This window comes from Streptomyces sp. NPDC102274, from assembly GCF_044766385.1.
Taxonomy (GTDB): Bacteria; Actinomycetota; Actinomycetes; order Streptomycetales; family Streptomycetaceae; genus Streptomyces.
Map to the genome: position 1 here is coordinate 1 of NZ_JBIWLW010000046.1, position 16,099 is coordinate 16,099.

At 67.9% G+C, this 16,099-nt stretch carries 13 protein-coding genes and 2 pseudogenes; 7 read left to right on the top strand and 8 right to left on the bottom strand.

Annotated elements, in window-relative coordinates; translation table 11 throughout:
* Positions 1–744: IS481 family transposase (locus ACIRQP_RS37135; RefSeq protein WP_403898716.1), on the top strand; the 744-nt coding region annotated here is incomplete at its 5' end.
* Here ACIRQP_RS37135 and ACIRQP_RS37140 read toward each other — a convergent pair.
* The gene (locus tag ACIRQP_RS37140; protein WP_403898719.1) at positions 741–1,556 is read right to left on the bottom strand and encodes a helix-turn-helix domain-containing protein; all 816 of its coding nucleotides are present in this window, start codon (positions 1,554–1,556) and stop codon (positions 741–743) included. The two genes, ACIRQP_RS37135 and ACIRQP_RS37140, sit on opposite strands and share 4 nt — an antisense overlap.
* A gap of 102 nt (positions 1,557–1,658) precedes the next feature.
* Between ACIRQP_RS37140 and ACIRQP_RS37145 the strand changes: the two genes are divergently transcribed.
* Complete coding sequence (locus ACIRQP_RS37145) at positions 1,659–2,492, top strand: SDR family oxidoreductase (RefSeq protein WP_403898722.1); 834 nt, start codon at positions 1,659–1,661, stop codon at positions 2,490–2,492.
* 391 nt (positions 2,493–2,883) lie between these two features.
* Here the strand turns inward: ACIRQP_RS37145 and ACIRQP_RS37150 are convergent, their stop codons facing one another.
* Positions 2,884–3,498, bottom strand: a complete 615-nt coding sequence (locus ACIRQP_RS37150; RefSeq protein WP_403898724.1) for a hypothetical protein — start codon at positions 3,496–3,498, stop codon at positions 2,884–2,886.
* A 1,196-nt stretch (positions 3,499–4,694) separates the two neighbouring features.
* On the opposite strand from ACIRQP_RS37150, the gene ACIRQP_RS37155 reads away from it, so the two are divergent.
* The gene (locus ACIRQP_RS37155; RefSeq protein ID WP_403898727.1) at positions 4,695–5,618 is read left to right on the top strand and encodes a sigma factor; all 924 of its coding nucleotides are present in this window, start codon (positions 4,695–4,697) and stop codon (positions 5,616–5,618) included.
* A 379-nt stretch (positions 5,619–5,997) separates the two neighbouring features.
* Here ACIRQP_RS37155 and ACIRQP_RS37160 read toward each other — a convergent pair whose 3' ends face one another.
* Entirely contained in the window at positions 5,998–6,480 is a 483-nt protein-coding gene (locus ACIRQP_RS37160; protein ID WP_403898729.1) for a nuclear transport factor 2 family protein, read from the bottom strand.
* 651 nt (positions 6,481–7,131) lie between these two features.
* Between ACIRQP_RS37160 and ACIRQP_RS37165 the strand changes: the two genes are divergently transcribed.
* Positions 7,132–8,052 carry an RNA polymerase sigma-70 factor gene (locus ACIRQP_RS37165; RefSeq protein WP_403898836.1) on the top strand — a complete coding sequence of 307 codons (921 nt, stop codon included), beginning with the start codon at positions 7,132–7,134 and terminating at the stop codon, positions 8,050–8,052.
* Between the two features lie 501 nt (positions 8,053–8,553).
* Here the strand turns inward: ACIRQP_RS37165 and ACIRQP_RS37170 are convergent.
* Positions 8,554–9,132, bottom strand: a complete 579-nt coding sequence (locus ACIRQP_RS37170; RefSeq protein WP_403898732.1) for a TetR/AcrR family transcriptional regulator — start codon at positions 9,130–9,132, stop codon at positions 8,554–8,556.
* A gap of 85 nt (positions 9,133–9,217) precedes the next feature.
* On the opposite strand from ACIRQP_RS37170, the gene ACIRQP_RS37175 reads away from it, so the two are divergent.
* Positions 9,218–10,099 carry an SDR family oxidoreductase gene (locus ACIRQP_RS37175; protein WP_403898735.1) on the top strand — a complete coding sequence of 294 codons (882 nt, stop codon included), beginning with the start codon at positions 9,218–9,220 and terminating at the stop codon, positions 10,097–10,099.
* Between the two features lie 343 nt (positions 10,100–10,442).
* Positions 10,443–10,637 (top strand): annotated as a pseudogene (locus ACIRQP_RS37180) (cytochrome b N-terminal domain-containing protein); the annotation flags it as partial.
* A gap of 275 nt (positions 10,638–10,912) precedes the next feature.
* Here ACIRQP_RS37180 and ACIRQP_RS37185 read toward each other — a convergent pair.
* From ACIRQP_RS37185 to ACIRQP_RS37195, 3 genes are all read right to left on the bottom strand, one after another.
* Positions 10,913–11,512, bottom strand: a complete 600-nt coding sequence (locus ACIRQP_RS37185) for a YceI family protein (protein WP_403898738.1) — start codon at positions 11,510–11,512, stop codon at positions 10,913–10,915.
* A 249-nt stretch (positions 11,513–11,761) separates the two neighbouring features.
* Positions 11,762–12,508 (bottom strand): SDR family oxidoreductase, encoded by a 747-nt coding sequence (locus ACIRQP_RS37190; protein ID WP_403898741.1) that lies wholly within the window; start codon positions 12,506–12,508, stop codon positions 11,762–11,764.
* A 326-nt stretch (positions 12,509–12,834) separates the two neighbouring features.
* Positions 12,835–14,535 carry an L-aspartate oxidase gene (locus ACIRQP_RS37195; protein ID WP_403898743.1) on the bottom strand — a complete coding sequence of 567 codons (1,701 nt, stop codon included), beginning with the start codon at positions 14,533–14,535 and terminating at the stop codon, positions 12,835–12,837.
* Positions 14,536–15,183: 648 nt separating this feature from the next.
* On the opposite strand from ACIRQP_RS37195, the pseudogene fdxA reads away from it, so the two are divergent.
* Positions 15,184–15,569: pseudogene (fdxA, locus tag ACIRQP_RS37200) on the top strand (ferredoxin).
* A gap of 11 nt (positions 15,570–15,580) precedes the next feature.
* Here the strand turns inward: fdxA and ACIRQP_RS37205 are convergent.
* A complete protein-coding gene (locus tag ACIRQP_RS37205; protein ID WP_403898746.1) occupies positions 15,581–16,078 on the bottom strand; it encodes an Ohr family peroxiredoxin in 498 nt (165 codons plus the stop codon).
* Between the last annotated feature and the right edge of the window lie 21 nt (positions 16,079–16,099).

Genomic DNA, 16,099 nt, shown 5'->3' on the forward strand with positions numbered 1-16,099 from the left:
CCGACCCGCACCGAACGCCGGATCATCAAGGTCCGCGTGCCGCGCCGGTGGGGACCGGCCCGCATCGCCTACCTCCTCGGGCTGAACCCCGCGACCGTCCACCGCGTCCTGACCCGCTACCGGCTCGCCCGCCTGACCCATCTGGACCGTGTCACCGGCCGCGTCATACGCCGCTACGAACGTGAGCGCCCCGGCGAACTGGTCCACGTCGACATCAAGAAACTCGGCAACATCCCCGACGGCGGAGGCCACAAAACCCTCGGACGCCAGGCCGGCCGCAAGACCCGGTCCGGAGCCGGCTACAGCTACCTCCACAACGCCGTCGACGACCACTCCCGCCTCGCCTACAGCGAGATCCTCACCGACGAGAAGAAGGAGACCGCCACCGGATTCTGGCACCGCGCCCACGCGTTCTTCACCCAGGCCGGGATCACCGTCGAACGCGTCCTGACCGACAACGGCGCCTGCTACAAATCCCACCCCTGGCGCGACACCCTCGCCGCGGCCGGGATCACCCACAAACGAACCCGGCCCTACCGGCCCCAGACCAACGGGAAAGTGGAGAGGTTCAACCGCACCCTCCTCGACGAATGGGCCTACGCACAGCCCTACCGGAGCGAGACAGAGCGACGCGAGGCATACCCCGCCTGGCTCCACAACTACAATCACCACCGCGGACACACCGCACTCAAGGGCCAACCACCCGCCAGCCGCGTCCCCAACCTCACGGGTCAGTACACCTAGTCCGCTGTGACCAGCGAGGCCAGCGTCGCTAGGGCATCGGCCGAGCGAGTACCGGGTTCGGCGTGCAGGAACAGCGCTTCCAGCCCGTCGGCACCGACTACGGAGAACTTCTCGACCAGCAACTCCAGGTCGCCGACCCGCGGATGCCGTATCAGGAAGTTCCCACCGCGGGCCGTGCGTACGTCGTGGCGCGCCCACAGCTGCCGAAACCTGTCGCTCTTGAGCGACAGCTCGCCGATCAGCGCGTGCAGGCGCTCGTCCTCGGTTTCCGTGCCGATCTGGGCGCGCAAGTGGGCCACCGCGATGGCCGTATACCGCTCCCAGTCGGGCTGGTAGTCCTGGGCCGCCGGGTCGGTGAACAGCGCCCTCAGCCGGTTCACGCCCGGCACCATGCCTGGCGACAGCTCCTGAGCCAGCGGGTTGGCGGCCAGTACATCGCTGTACTTGTTGAGGACGATGGCGGGCACGTTGGTCGTCCGGAGCAGCAGGACGAGGCCCGGGGGCACGCGCTCTTCTCGCCGGGCGGGGTGACGATGAGTCCTCGGGCCGGCGAGCGCCATCAGGTACGCGGTGCTCTCCGCGTCCAGCTGGAGCACCCCGGCGATCGCCTCGATCACCTGGTCTGAGGGGCTGCGGTCGCGGCCCTGCTCGAGGCGCACGTAGTACTCGGCGCTGATCCCGGTCAGCATGGCCACCTCCTCGCGGCGCAGCCCGGGCACCCTGCGCAGGCCGTTCCCGGGTGGCAGGCCCACTTCCGCGGGCGTGACCAGCTCACGCCGCGCGCGCAGGAAATCCCCGAGGTCGTTGTGCATGGGGCAACGATATGGCGCAGCGACGGCCGGATGGGTATCCCTCCTACTACCAGGAACACCAGGGGCTGCCGGGCGGCACTTGTGCTCGCGAAGATCGGGAGTATGACAACTCGCACATGGTTCATCACCGGGGTCAACAGCGGTTTCGGGCGGGAACTGGCCGAGCAGCTTCTCGCACGCGGCGACCGGGTCGCCGGGACGGTCCGACGAGAGGGCTCGGTCGATGATCTCCGGGCCCTGTACGGCGACCGCTTCTGGCTCGGCCACCTCGACATCACCGACCTGCCGAGGATCCGCGAGGTCGTGGACGCCGCCTTCGCCGACCTCGACCGTCTGGACGTCGTGGTCATCAACGCCGGCTACGGACTCTTCGGCGCGGCCGAGGAATTCACCGACGAGCAGGTCCAGCATCAGATCGCCACCAATCTCCTCGGCTCGATCCAGACGGTCCGGGCGGCGCTGCCCCACCTGCGCGCCCAGGGCGGTGGCCGATTGATCCAGCTCTCCTCGGTCGCCGGTCTCGCGGCGCACGCGGGCGCCTCGCTCTACCACGCGAGCAAGTGGGGCGTCGAGGGCTTCATGGAGGCCCTCGCCCAGGAAGTGGCCCCGTTCGGCGTCGAGGTGACGTTGATCGAGCCGGGCGGCGCAAGCACCGCGTTCGCCCGCGGCAGCCTGCAGCTCAGCGAGCCGCTGTCCGCCTACGACGAGACGCCGGCCGCGTTCGTGCGCCAATTCAAGGAAACCCCCGTCCCACTTCGCGGTGACCCGGCGAAGATCGCGGCTCGCATCATCGACAGCGCGGCGCAGCAGCCCGCCCCGCTGAGGCTGGTGCTGGGCAGCGACTCGTACCAGGCGGTCACCACCGCCCTGCGCAACCGCCTCGCCCAGGTGGAGTCCCAGCAGGCCACCGCCGCAGGGACCGACGCCGGTTCCTAGGAGCTGTCATCAAGTGGTCTTGGGCAGTGGATCATGACGGGGCGATACGTCGTCATGAACTGTCCGATGCGGAACGGGAGTTCGTCCGTCCGTTGCTGCCAAAGGACGGACGACGCCGCGCGAGGAGGCGGGCGAGGCTACCGCATTATCGGTACGCCTGGAGGACCGTGTGGTCGGAACGAGTGAATTTGGCATGCTGAACACAACGTTCACGACATTGTGTTCGACACGGTTCCCGTGACAGATGTCCGAACGTGTTGGTACCTGCGGCCCAGAGCCGAGCAGGTGTGGCGTTCCGGGCACCGCCCTTCCCCCGTGGGCGGTCCCCTGAGCGGATTGCCCGTCCGGGCATGCGGCGTCGGAAAGGCCACCGTCCTGGAAGTGGCGCTCTTCAGGACTTCCGGGCGCGGTACAGACCCCGGCCCGTTCTGCGGATCCGGGAGGTGCCGACCAGGCGGTCGAGGGTGCTCCTGACCGCGTTGATGCTGCTGCTGTCGGTGTCCCGGCCGAGCGCTGCCGCGACATCGCGAGCGCGCACGTCGACGTTGCCGACTCCGGCGAAGTACTCCAGGATCTGTTCGGTGAGTTCGCCGTACTTCCTTTGCCTGTCGGCGTCGGCGTGGGATCCCGGCGCCGGGCTGTCCTTGGCAGGCGCCGCCGCGGAAGCGGACTCCTGTACGTCCGACCGGCTTGCCGTCTGCCGGGCCCGGAGCCCTGTCGTGTCCGATGAGCCCGCCGACTCGAAGGACGGCAGCTCCGCCTGCGGCGCCACGTCTGCTGGAGCCGGACCCCGAGGCGCCCCTGCGGCGTCGTTCGATGTGGGGCCGGACTGGGACATCACTGCCTGGAGGGCACTGAGAGCTCGCTGGACGGAATCGAGATGGGCAACGATCGCGGCCAGCTCCCTCTCCAGCGCCTGCTTCTGGATTGCCAGGCGGGCCAGATCTTCCCGGAGACTCTCAGCGGCGATCTCAATGTTATGTGCTGTGTGGGTTACAGAGACCATGTGTTCCTCTCGTCCTCAACCCTTGTTCTCGCGTCCTCGCCCGGCTTACCCGCGATGTCGTTCGGCCCGCGGGCCGAGCAGACACCACTGAACATCATATGCAGGAGCGTGTTCCACTCGGAGAAGGGCCAGGTTGACCACATGTGGCTCTGACGATGAACTTTGTTCATTCCATTGTCGCCACTGGCCAGAGGGAAACGCAACGGGTTAGAGGCAGCGTGCACACAGGAGCGGGCGAGGCATCTCCGCCGGGCGCCGGCCATGTCACCGCCGGCGGGCAGGGCAGGGCGCCCGACTCGTCAAGGGCGGCAGGTGATGGAGCCGTTGAGCTACGTGAGGCATGCGTCGACTGAGTCGGAAGCGGCACTGTGATGGCTCGGAGAGCCGACGTGGGCTCCACGCTTTTCCGCCTCCGCGGCCCGGTCACTGACGGTGGTCCGGGAAAGGGCTTGTATCCATTCGCCGGGATGCCCGAAGAAAGTGTGATACGGCCTCGCGTCCTTCGGCCGGAGGCGAGAGATCCCGGTGCTCTCGCTCTCCCGCCGGTGTTCTCGGCGCCTTGCCGTAGTACGCGCTCCTGTTCCGGTGGCGCGCAACGCCATGGCGAAGGCGAAGCCGTTCGTTGCCCTGGCGGATGAGAGCGCAGCAGGGTCGGGAGCCGATATGAGGGACACGGCACCTGCAGACAATCTTCACCGAGGAGCCGTCTGAAACCAGCTGACCCGGGAGCAGAAGTGCTCCGGACCCGGCGACGGAGGGACGGAGGGACGGACCAGTGTCCGCGAGAGCAATGTCACAACGTCCGCGATTGTCCGGTCTAGCTGACGAGACGATAGAAATCGAGGACACCGTGCGCGAGATCCTGTGCCATCGGATGTATCTGCCCAGCAGAGTCCGAGAAGGGACCAGGCAGGGGAGCTGCACCTTGCAGCCACCATTGCGCCCGCCCGTAGGCGACATGGCCGCTCTCTCACCCCTGCTGCCGAGGGGTGTTCACAAGCTTGCTCGAAGCCCTGTCTTCAGCGGTGAGCGGGACCACCGGTGCGGCGTCTTCGTACACGGAGGAAGCGTCTTCTCGGCACGTGCCTTCGCACTGCCGCTGAGGAACGGTGTCGGCCATGATGCGGGGACCGGCCATCTGAAGGACCGCCGCAACGAGTGTGTTGCGGGGTGCCGTTGGAGAGGGAGGCTGCGGTATGGAGCATGCCGATGACGCGGTGCCGATCGCGGACCTGCTGGAGGAGCGACGGCATCTGCTGGATGTCGCCTACTGGATGCTGGGCAGCGGTGATGCGGCCGAGAGCGTGATTGATGAGACCTACCGGCGGTGGTATGAGCTGTCGGAGTCGGCGCGGGCGCAGATCACGGACCCGCGGGCCTGGCTGGCGAAGGTCGCGGGCGGCATCTGTCTGGACCGACTGGCCCTCCCCGACCGAGGGAAGCCCTTGGCGGCCGGTAAGGAGGCCGGTGAGGTCGACGCGGGGCAGTACCGGATGCTGGAGCAGGAGATCAGTGCGGTACTGCTCAAAGCGTTGGATTCGTTGTCTCCGGCTGAGCGGGCGGCGTTCGTGCTCAACGACGTCTTCGGGATGGCGCCGGGTGCGGTGGCCGACATCGTGGGACAGCCGGAGCGGGAGTGCGCCGATCTGGCCGAGCGTGCCCGCCGGAGTCTGCGGGCCCGCCGCTCGCGGCCCACGACACCGCGGCAGCACGACGCGGTGGCCCGCGCGGTACGGCAGGCATGCGCGGCCGAGGACGCCGAGCGGCTGGCGTCCCTGCTGGCACCCGACGCCACAGCCTTCTTCGACGGCGGCGGCAAGGTCCGGGCCCTGGCCAGGCCCGTGCAGGGCAACGAACAGGTCGCCCGCAGCCTCCTGACCCTGCTGGCCCGGCGCCCGAGCACCACCGTGCACACCCACTCCGTCAACGGACGCACCGGCCTCGTCGTCCGGTACGACCATCAGGTCGCCGCGGTCATCAGCCTCGACATCGCCGGCCCGCAGGTCGTCCAGGTCTGGGCCATCCTCAACCCTGACAAACTGCGCTCCTGGAATCGCCTCGGCGCCCCGCCAGACCCGCCGACGGGACACAGCAATCCAGCAAAGACATACGGCGAATGAGACCCGACATTCACACGTTGTGAGGAGGTGGGGCTGACTCCGCTCGGCGTAGGCACCTACGCTCGGCGTGGGCACCTACGTATCTCCGGTACACCACGACCGTGAGTCTTGGAACGCCTTACGCAGCGACCGGTACACCGGTGCTGGCTCGGCGCGCCCCTTCACCAGGGAAGGTCCCCGGACAGCGGCGGTGCCGGGTTGGATCGCCCAGCCTGGCCGTTTGCGGCGGGCGCCCTTGGCGGCCACTGCCCGGTGCCTCAACGTGGAAGCGGTCGTGGGCCGGCGGCCTCGACTGGTGCCGCATTGAGGAAATGGACGGTGGTGTCAGCCAGGGTGAAGGACGGGCGTTCGTGATGGTGAGGGGGCACACAGCTGGGAGTCACTTCGATCCCGGGATCGTAGCCGCAGGGCCGCCGAGCTCGGTGCACGCCTCGGCTATCGACACGCTGTTCTCGTAGAGGTGGTGGCGGGTGATCCGCCCCTCTTCGACGGTGAGCCGCAGCGCGAAGGGGCCCGCGAAGGACCTGCCGGTCGCGCGGACAGTGCCCGAGAGGTGCCCCATCAGCACGGCGTCTGTGCCGTCGACCAGGAAGGTGTCAACGCTCGCGCGGGCGTCCTCGGGCACGGTGTGCTCGGTCAACTCCGAGAATTGGGCGGCACATTCGGCGGCGGTGGAGCGCGGCCGAATCCACGGGACGGCGGGGTTCTCGGCGAGCAGCCAGTCGACCTCGTCGGCGAACAGCGTGGTGAGGCGCTCGGTGTCCCCGGCCATACGGGCGGCAAGGAACTCCTGGACCACGGCGCGGGTGTCCTGCGCCGGTCCGGCGGGACCCGCGTTGGCGGCGGGAAACGTGGCGGTCATGAAGCTCTCCTCGGGTGGCCGGATCGGGTGTGCTTGATCCTGCCGGGGCGGCGGAAAGCGGTCGATTACCTCTCGGGTAATGAACGAAGGACCCTCCGCGGAAACCGGTTCCGGCGGGCAGCCCGGCGGTATCGCCGTCGTCACGGTCCCGCACGCGCTCATCGCGCCGCGTGGCCGCGAATAACGGCCGTTGCGGCCGGCCTTCCGCCGAGGCAAGCGGGCGCGTGCCGGTGGACAATCGCAACGCGCCACTGGTCGGACTGCGTGCCCGCTCGGTACCAAACACTCTCAAATCGCCGTCTCAAGGCCCCGGCCGGAGGGGCTTATGGACATGTTCACTTCCTCATGGGAGCGCTGGGCGGAGAGTGACACGTCACAATCTCGACTTCCTATACGTGTCAACAACAACTCGGCACGGCAGACCTGTCACAGAACGGGGGCGGTCGTGGTCAATGAAGCAGACGCGATGGGAGCAGCCGTGAATTCTCAGTGGTCACCGCTCGTGGGCGGCCCGGGCCGCCCGCCCCGGAACACCCGTCGGTCGGTACACCCCTGTCCCAAAGCCCTTGCCTGAGCGGCTGTTCAGCCGATGGCCGCATGATCGCGCCACTCAACTGCATCCATGTCCGCAGGAACGGAGACAGCAGGCTCGTGCATCCCGAGTCATCCCTCACGGAAGGCACCCTGGACGATGCCGTTTCTGTCTTCGTGGAGCTCCGACCACGTCTTTTCGGCATCGCCTACCGCGTACTGGGAAGCACGGTCGAGGCCGAGGACGTGGTCCAGGAAGTGTGGCTGCGCTGGCAGAAGACCGACCGTTCAGCAGTGGTGAGCCCCGCGGCGTTTCTGTCGACTGCCACCACCCGGCTTGCCATAAACGTGGCCCAGTCCGCCCGGGTCCGCCGCGAGACCTACATCGGCCCATGGCTGCCCGAACCCATCGACACCAGCAGCGATCCTGAGGCCGGCGCCCAGCGCGCCGAGGCACTGGAACTCGCGCTGCTCCTCGTGCTGGAAAAGCTGACCCCCACCGAGCGGGCCGCATACGTCCTGAGAGAGGCGTTCGACTACGCCTATGCCGATATCGCCGGCATGCTCCAACTCAGCCTTGTCAACGTCCGGAAGATCGTGAGCCGGGCCCGCAGGCATCTGATGGCCGAGCAGCGGGAGAACGTGGACGTGACGGAGCACCGGCGACTGCTGGAAGCTTTCGTCTCGGCGGCCCGGACGGGAGACATCGCCTCCTTGGAGGCACTCCTCACCCCGGACGCCGTCAGCCTTTCCGACGGTAACGGCATGCGCGGCGCCGCTCGCGTTCCTGTTCTCGGCCGCGCACGCGTGGCGAACCTGTCGACCGCCTACCCAAGGTTCTGGGGTGCGGTGGAGGTCCGGCCCGTCGAAGCCAACGGTCGCAGTGGAGTGATGCTCTACCGGGACGGCCGGCCCTCGATCTTCATGACGATTGCAGCCTCACGCGAGGGCATTCGCAGGGTGATGTGGGTGTTCAATCCGAGTAAAATCACTGCCTACTTCAACTCTCGCTCCCGGTACGCGACCGCGCCCGGCGCCTGAAGGAGCGTTCCCCAAGACGCCGCCGACGAGTGCGATCCTCCCGCAGGAGAACGGGAGGCAAGGCCGTCTCACTCCAGAGACGTGTCTGGATGGATCTCACCCCCCGCAGCCGTGTCCGTGACCATGGCCACGCCGCCTCGGCCCTGTGCTCGTATGGCTACGGTCAGGTGGCGTGTAGCGCTGAGTGACGGCCCTGGTTCGTCGTTCCCCGTGCCGGTCGTCTCATTGAGGTGAGCGAGTGATGGCGGGTGGGGTGGAGGAGCGCGGGTGTCGCGCGACCGGCTGGCGGCCGCGGTGGCGGCCCGCTGCCGTAACGACCGCATCGAGCCCCCGGCGCCGGGGTAGGTGTGGTGATGCCGACGTCGTGGTCATCGACGGTTGTCGGCCGCTGCCGCCACGCGGACAGCAGCAAGCGGTTCGACGCCCGTGAGCGTCCATAGGTGAGCCCGACGAGCGATTGGTCGATGCGCAAGCAGCCGATGAGCGGGTGAGGTTGTGCGGTCAGCCCAGCGATGCGCTCGCCGCACGCAGCTCGTCCAGGGCCGCCAGGGCGTACCGGGCGAGCTCGTCGTTGGCGCCACGGTCGCCCTCGGACCATTCGGCGTACCCCCGTTTGAAGGCGAGGACGCCCAGCTCGCCCGCGAGAGCCGCGGTCGGATCGGGTACGCCGCGGGCGACCAGAGCGGTTGTCATCGCGGCCGCGAGGCTGACGCTCTTGAGGGCGTCACGCGCTTGAAGCTCGGCGCTGGCGGCGACGGCGGCCTTCAGGCGAGGGGCGAGCTCTCGACTCATGGAGCCCATCGCGCTCGAGGCGCGCTCGAGACCGGCGGCGACCGCTTCGAGCGGGCCGGCGTTACCGGGCGCCTCGGCGATCCCCTCGGCCAGCAGCCGACTCAGCGTCTCCTGTCCGGCCACCAGCAGCTCGCGCTTATCGGGGAAGTGCCGGAAGAAAGTGCTTTTGGTTACCCCGGCACGCTCGGCGATCTGCGCGACCGTCGTGGCGTCGTACCCCTGCTCGGTGAACAGGTCGACAGCAGCCACGACGAGGCGTTCGCGCGCCCCTGGTTCCCACCGACTCATGGGTCCATCATATGCGATGGGACTCTTGTCCCGTCACCCTGGTAGAGTGATGGGACAAGAGTCCCATCACTTGTAGGAGAGTTCCATGCGCGTCTTTGTCACCGGTGGCACCGGTCTGATCGGTTCCGCCGTCGTCGCCGAACTGCTCGGCAACGGCCACACCGTCCTCGCGCTCGCCCGCTCCGACGCGTCCGCACTGGTCGCCGAGGCGGCCGGCGCCGCGCCGCTCCGGGGAGGTCTCACCGATCTGGACATCCTTCGCGACGGCGTTGCTCAGGCCGACGGCGTGATCCACCTGGCATTCGCCAACGACTTCAGCACCCCCGATGCCCTCGCGAGGGCGGTCGCCGAGGAAAGTGCCGCCCTCGCGACCCTCGGCGAGGAACTCATGGGCAGCGACCGCGCCTTCGTCACCGTCTCGAGTACGCCCTATACGCCGGGCCGCGTCTCCACCGAGGCCGACCCGCTGTCGACCGACGGGCCGGTCGGTGGTCGCGGTCGCGCGGTCACGGCGGTCCTGGGCTTGGCCGCGCGCGGGGTCCGGAGCACGGCCGTACGCTTGCCGCGCACGGTTCACAACCAGGGCACGGGCGGGTTCGCCGGTTTGCTGACCGGCATCGCACGCCGGACCGGAGTGTCCGGCTACCCGGGCGACGGCGCACAGCGTTGGCCGGCCGTGCACGCGCTCGACGCGGCTGTCCTCTTCCGGCTCGCCCTGGAGCAGGCTGAAGCCGGTACCTCTTGGCACGCCGTGGCCGACGAGGGAGACACGGTGCGTGACATCGCCGCGGTCATCGGCCGACGGCTGGGCCTGCCGGTCGAGCCGGTGCCATCGGAGACCTATGGCCCTCTCGGCCCGATCTTCGCGACCGACCAGCCCTCGTCCAGCACCCACACCCGGCAGGCGCTCAGCTGGGAGCCGAAGCACCCGCGCCTTCTGGAAGACCTCGAGAACATCCAGCCCTGACCGAACCGGGCCACTCGCACCAGACCCACACCATCCACGGGTCCGAGTCCCTGACCCTGCGACGCCAGGTCGAGCACATCGGCGAGGCCATCGACCGCCACATCCGGATTGAACACGTCTCCGACAAGCAGGCTCGCGCGGAAGTCGGCAGGACAACGCATCCGATCGTGGCCGAGGCGATCGTGAGTCAGTGGGCCGCCGCCAACGGTGTCCCGGCCGTGACCTCGTCATCGTCGAAAAGATCGCCGGCGCGCCGACGCACACCTACGCCCAGTGGGCCGTCGACCACGCCGACGGCTTCCGCTGAACTTGTCGTTCAACCTGCAGTGGTCGGTGGCGACCCGAGGCCCGTGGCGGTCTGCTGATCCGACAGGTCCACCACTGGGCGGCACTGATCTTCGTCGCAGCCACGTTCGTGCACATGATGCGGGTCTTCTTCACGGGAGCGTTCCGCAAGCCGCGAGAATCCAACGGGGTCTTCGGCTTCCTGCTGCTGATCCTCGGCATGCTCCGCGGCCTGACCGGATACGACCTGCCGGGCGGCCCCGACACGGGGGATTCGGCGCAGCGCGTCGGACACGGACCGCATCCGCTCGTCGAGCTGTGCGAGCTCCTGGCGCAGGTTGGCGGCACGGTTCCCGAGCTCGGTGGCCTGGGCGGTCAGAGACCGTACGGTGGCCGCGACCGTAAGGAGAGTTTCAGGGATGGGGGTTGAGTTCATCACTCGTCCTGCGTCGGTGGAGGCGGAAGAGGTCAGACGGGCGCGTCGGACACCACTGAGAGACGTTCGACGCGTGGGCATTTGTCCCGTTGTCAGGCGGCCGCCGCCTGGTTGACCTGGACTGCGGAGATGTCGAGGATCAACGTCACCTTGTCGCTGACGAAGACGCCGCCTGTTTCCAGCGCGGTGTTCCAGGTGAGTCCCCAGTCGGAACGCTTCAGGGTGGCCCTGCCTTCGAAACCGACCCTGTTCAGGCCGTAGGCGTCCCGGCCGGCTCCGCCGATCTCGATGTCGATCTCGATGGGCAGTCCGATGTCCTTGATCTTGAGGTTGCCGACCAGGCGGAACTCGTCGTCACCGACGGGGACGATCTTGGTGGAGCGGAAGGTCATCAGGGGAAACGTCGAGGAGTCGAAGTAGTCGGGGCCTTTGAGGCGTGCGTCCCGGTCGGTGATCCCCGTGTCCAGGCTCTCGGTCTGGACGCTCACATGTGCCTCGGACCAGGCCGACTGGGACCCATTGAGCTTCAGCAGACCTCCGAAGGAGTCGAAAATGCCACGCACATCGGAGATCACGGCGCGTCGGACGGAGAAACCGATCATGCTGTGGACCGGGTCAATGGTGTAGACACCGGTCAGTTCCTCGTACGGGCTGACGCCGGAAACAGTGGTCTCGTTCTGTTTTTTGAGCATGGCGAGCCGCTTCCTTCGTGTTGGGGATGTCGAATGGGACGAGAATCCGGCACCGCGCGGACGGACGGCTGAAATAGCAGGACACTGCTCCCTCGGGCTCTGCTGGTGAGGGCACATGGACGCCGGATATCTGACGCGAACCCGGCTCGCCGTTCCGCGGTACGCAAGGTCGCCGCGGTATTTTCGGGCGGCGGGGGAGGGAATGGCCGAGGCGGGGTGGCCCTGACGACAGGGCCACCCTGTAGGGACTCAGTCCTGCTGTGCGAGCCAGTCGGTGAAATGGGTCCCGGCGATGTGCGCGTCGGGGCCGGGAAGGAGCGTGGTCTCCTGCAGCTCGGCGCCGAAGTACGTGGCGTACGGATCCGCCACGACCGTGCGCGGGTCGTTCTTGGCCGCGAGGCCCTCGCGGATGAGTTCGTTCAGCTGGAACGTGTCGGGGCCGGCCACCTCCACCACACCGTTGACGGGGGTGCCGACCGCCGTGCGGCCCACGGCGGCGGCCACGTCGTCGGAGTAGATGGGCTGGATCTTCGCGGGGGCCAGACGTACGGTGTGGCCGTCGGTCGCCGATGCCGCGATGCCCTTCATGAACTCGAAGAACTGCGTGGCGTGGACGATGGAGTACGGAATTCCGGAGTCCTTGATCAGCTCCTCCTGCACCTGCTTGGCGCGGAAGTAGCCGCTCTCCTGGAGCCGTTCGGTGCCGACCACGGAGAGCGCGACGTGGTGGGTCACACCGGCGTCCGCCTCGGCCTTGAGGAGGTTGGTGGTCGAGGTACGGAAGAACTCCATGACGGCATCGTCCTCGAACGAGGGGGAGTTGGACACGTCGACCACGACCGAGGCACCCTCCAGAACCTCGGCAAGGCCCTCACCCGTCAGCGTGTTGACGCCGGTGTTGGGCGCGGCCGGCACCGCCTCGTGGCCGTGCTCGTAGAGCTTGGCGACCAGCTTCGAGCCGATGAGTCCGGTACCACCGATCACTACAACCTTCATGATGGGAAAGCCTCTCCTGGGTATTTTTCTGGTTCGTCTGATGCCCGCGGTCGGTCTGATCGGCCCGCTCGCTTGCACCGGTCGATTTCGTCTGTACTAGGGAAGACAGGATGGTCACGGGGTTTGTGACAGGGGGCCCGGGTGAATCTCGGGAATTTTCATTCACGAGACGGGCGGGTTTCCGCGCCACGCCATGACGGTGCACCGCGCGGTGCGGTGAGGGGAATTACCCGCAGGAAACGCGGGCAGGGAACGGCGGGCGGGAAACGTGGGCAGGAAACGCGGGCAGGGAAGACGCCTGTCGGCGGAGAGCGAGGGCCGGAAGATTACTCGGCGAGCTTGCCCTCGGTGGAGACTTCCTCCATCAGGGAGGCGATCTCGTCCGGGATGGGAGGAATGCTCTCACGCGTGATACCCGTCGCCGGCGACCACACCAGATTGACCTGCAAAGCCGGGTCAAGGTCCGGATAGTCGCTGCGATTGTGGCAGCCGCGGGTCTCACGGCGTTCGAGTCCCGCTTCCAGAGTGGCCCGAGCCGCCAGGGCGGCGGACTTGAGGTCGAAGGCGTGCGCGAGATCCTGGTATCCGGCGATGTCGGGATGGATCCCGACGTTCTCCATCCGCTTCTCGATCACCTCCAGTTCCGCCAGCCCGGCGCGCAGCCCCTCCTCGTCGCGTACCACGCCCGCGTGCTCGGTCATGGTGTTGCGGATGGCACGTTGCAGCGCACGCACGTTCTCAGGGCCGTCTGCTGCGAGCAGTTCGTCGACCTCCGCACGGGCCCCGGCCACCGCCGACGCCGAGCGCGGCTGCGCGGTCAGCGACTCCGAGTGGGCGGCGGCTGCCTGCCCGGTGATCCTGCCGTAGACGAGCAACTCGATGAGACTGTTGCCGCCGAGCCGGTTGGCGCCGTGCAGGCCGCTCGCCGCCTCCCCGATAGCATACAGGCCGCGTACGTCGGTGCTGTGGTCCTCCGGCCGGACCCAGACCCCGCCCATCGAGTAGTGCGCCGTGGGCGCGACCTCGATCGGTTCACGGGTGATGTCCAGCATCTGCAGGTCCAGAAGCGTCTGGTACACCCGGGGAAGGCGGTTCATGATCGTCTGCCGGGGGAGGTGGGATACATCGAGCCACACCCCGCCGTTGGGCGTGCCGCGGCCTCCCTTGATCTCCGTGTAGGAGGCGAGGGCCACCCGGTCGCGGGTGGACAGTTCCATGCGCGCGGGGTCGTAGCGGTTCATGAACCGCTCGCCGAGGGCGTTGCGCAGGATGCCGCCCTCGCCTCGCGCGGCCTCGCTGACGAGCGTGCCGGCCGCGTTCTCCGGCTCGATGATGCCCGAGGGGTGGAACTGGACCAGCTCGGGGTCGCGCAGGCGGGCACCGGCCTCCACGGCCAGCCGGAAGGAGTCACCGGTGTTCTCGTCGCGCCGTGACGACGTGCGTCGCCAGATGCGGGTGTGGCCGCCCGCCGCGAGGATGACGGCGTCCGCGTGGATGAGGTAGCGCGTTCCGTCTCTCAGGTCGAAGCCGTAGGCCCCGAACACGGCGCCGTCGTGCGTCAGGAGCCGGGTGATGTACACGCTGTCGAGCATGGGGATGTCCAACTGGCTTGCGCGCCGGATGAGCGTGCGCTGGATCTCCAGGCCGGTGTAGTCGCCGGCGAAGGCGGTGCGCCGGAACTTGTGCGCGCCGAAGAAGCGCTGGGAGATACGGCCGTCCTCCTCCCGGGCGAAGGCCATGCCGTAGCGCTCGAGGTCGTCGATGCCCAGGGCGGCTCCCCGGGTGACCATTTCGGCGGTGCGGGGATCGCCGAGCAGGTAGCTCTCCTTGAGTGTGTCAGCGGCGTGCTGCTGCCAGCTGTCCTCGGGATCCATCGTGGCCAGGGCCGCGTTGATGCCGCCGGCGGCGAGGGACGTGTGGGTGTCCTCCTTGGGGCGCTTGCCGACGGCGAGGACGTCGGTACCGGCCTCGGCCAGCTCGATCGCCGCCCGCAGGCCGGCACCGCCCGTACCGATTACCAGCACCATGGTGGAAAGACGTTTTTCGGTGGCAACCACGATTGCTCCGATCGCTTGGATGGTCACTGACTCTGACCGGACCCTCGGGGTGTTTGTGACACTCCCGCTGCCGACTGCCGTCCCCGGAACCGCCTGTGGGGAACCATGTCTCCGGCCGACAGCGGGCGGACCTGCGGATGTGCGCGCGTTGGGCTGAGGCCAGGGGAGAAGACTGTCCAGAGGAACGGTGGGGACGGTGGGGTCGGCGAGGAGGGTGTCGTTGGTGTCCGCCCCGGGTTCGATCAGGGCACGGACCGTGTCGATGACATCCCACACGTTGACGTTCCTCCCCGCGACGACGCGGTTCTCCGACATCAGACGCTTGTCGGTGGCGATGCCGTTCCGCACGTCTGGGCCGTGATCCTCGTGGAGGCCGGAGTTCCTCGTCTCCGGTGTCACGTGTGCGAGCAAGGCTGGGACAGTCACTCAACAGACCGTGTGATCAGGTGACTTGTGACGTCCGCGGCGGAGCGAGGTAGCGGGCCACCCCCGTAGGCTCCGGTGGAAGGCTGCTGTCACAACCTCACAGGCCTCCTGGTCATAACGGCTAGCCGTACGGACGGGCTGCACCGCGCATCTCTCGGTGCACGACTCCGTTGACGGCGAAGGAGAATGAAGATGACGTACGTCATTGCGCAGCCCTGCGTCGACATCAAGGACAGGGCCTGTGTGACGGAATGCCCGGTGGACTGCATCTACGAGGGAGAACGCACGCTCTACATCAACCCCTCGGAGTGCGTCGACTGTCACGCGTGCGAACCGGTCTGCCCCGTGGAGGCCATCTTCCATGAGGACGAACTCCCGCCGCACTGGGCTACACATCCGTCAACGCCGAGTACTTCGGGCAGCGTTCCCCCGGGCGGGACGGAGAACCGACGGCCGGCCGCGGCGACCACCCTCTCGTCGCCGGACTGCCACCCCAGACCTCGGACAAGAAGGACATCGCCGTGTTCGCCATCCGCAAGGAGGAGGCGGCCGACGCCGACCTGTGGTTCCCGTCCTGACCGGACAGCTCTTAGGAAGCCAGCGCGATCGTCGTCGGCGTTCCGCGCCAAGCCATCCTCGTGTAGGGACACAGAGAGTCGGCCTTCTCCAGCAACGGCGTGGCTTCCTCCGGAGTGACTCCCGGCCACTTCACCACCAGATCGATGCGCAGCAGATAGCCGCCGTCCTCCGGGTCCCGCCCGAAGGCCACGGTCGCCTCCACAGAGATCGCGGCGGGGTCGAGAGCCGCCTGCCGCGCCACCAGGCTCAGGGTTCCGTGGAAGCAGGCGGCGAACCCGGCGGCGAACAACTGCTCAGGGTTGGTACCGTGGCCGTCCCCTCCGAGTTCCGCGGGCATGCGCAGGTCGAGGTCCAGGACCCCGTCGGACGACTGTGCTCTCCCGGATGCCCGCCCGTGCGCGGCCACACCGCCACTGACGGTCACGGTCGTCGTGTAGATGGCGGAGAAGGACTCCCCGTCGAAATCCTTCTCGGTGGAGAGATTGGGCAACGGGATCTGCTCGGTCACAGCATGACTCCGGCGTCGTCG

Coding starts and splice junctions, on each gene's coding strand:
- ACIRQP_RS37150 (WP_403898724.1), bottom strand. CDS start 3,498: ATGGTCTCTGTAACCCACACAGCACATAACATTGAGATCGCCGCTGAG.
- ACIRQP_RS37170 (WP_403898732.1), bottom strand. CDS start 9,132: ATGAGTCGGTGGGAACCAGGGGCGCGCGAACGCCTCGTCGTGGCTGCT.
- ACIRQP_RS37145 (WP_403898722.1), top strand. CDS start 1,659: ATGACAACTCGCACATGGTTCATCACCGGGGTCAACAGCGGTTTCGGG.
- ACIRQP_RS37195 (WP_403898743.1), bottom strand. CDS start 14,535: ATGGTGCTGGTAATCGGTACGGGCGGTGCCGGCCTGCGGGCGGCGATC.
- ACIRQP_RS37190 (WP_403898741.1), bottom strand. CDS start 12,508: ATGAAGGTTGTAGTGATCGGTGGTACCGGACTCATCGGCTCGAAGCTG.
- ACIRQP_RS37160 (WP_403898729.1), bottom strand. CDS start 6,480: ATGACCGCCACGTTTCCCGCCGCCAACGCGGGTCCCGCCGGACCGGCG.
- ACIRQP_RS37175 (WP_403898735.1), top strand. CDS start 9,218: ATGCGCGTCTTTGTCACCGGTGGCACCGGTCTGATCGGTTCCGCCGTC.
- ACIRQP_RS37155 (WP_403898727.1), top strand. CDS start 4,695: ATGGAGCATGCCGATGACGCGGTGCCGATCGCGGACCTGCTGGAGGAG.
- ACIRQP_RS37140 (WP_403898719.1), bottom strand. CDS start 1,556: ATGCACAACGACCTCGGGGATTTCCTGCGCGCGCGGCGTGAGCTGGTC.
- ACIRQP_RS37185 (WP_403898738.1), bottom strand. CDS start 11,512: ATGCTCAAAAAACAGAACGAGACCACTGTTTCCGGCGTCAGCCCGTAC.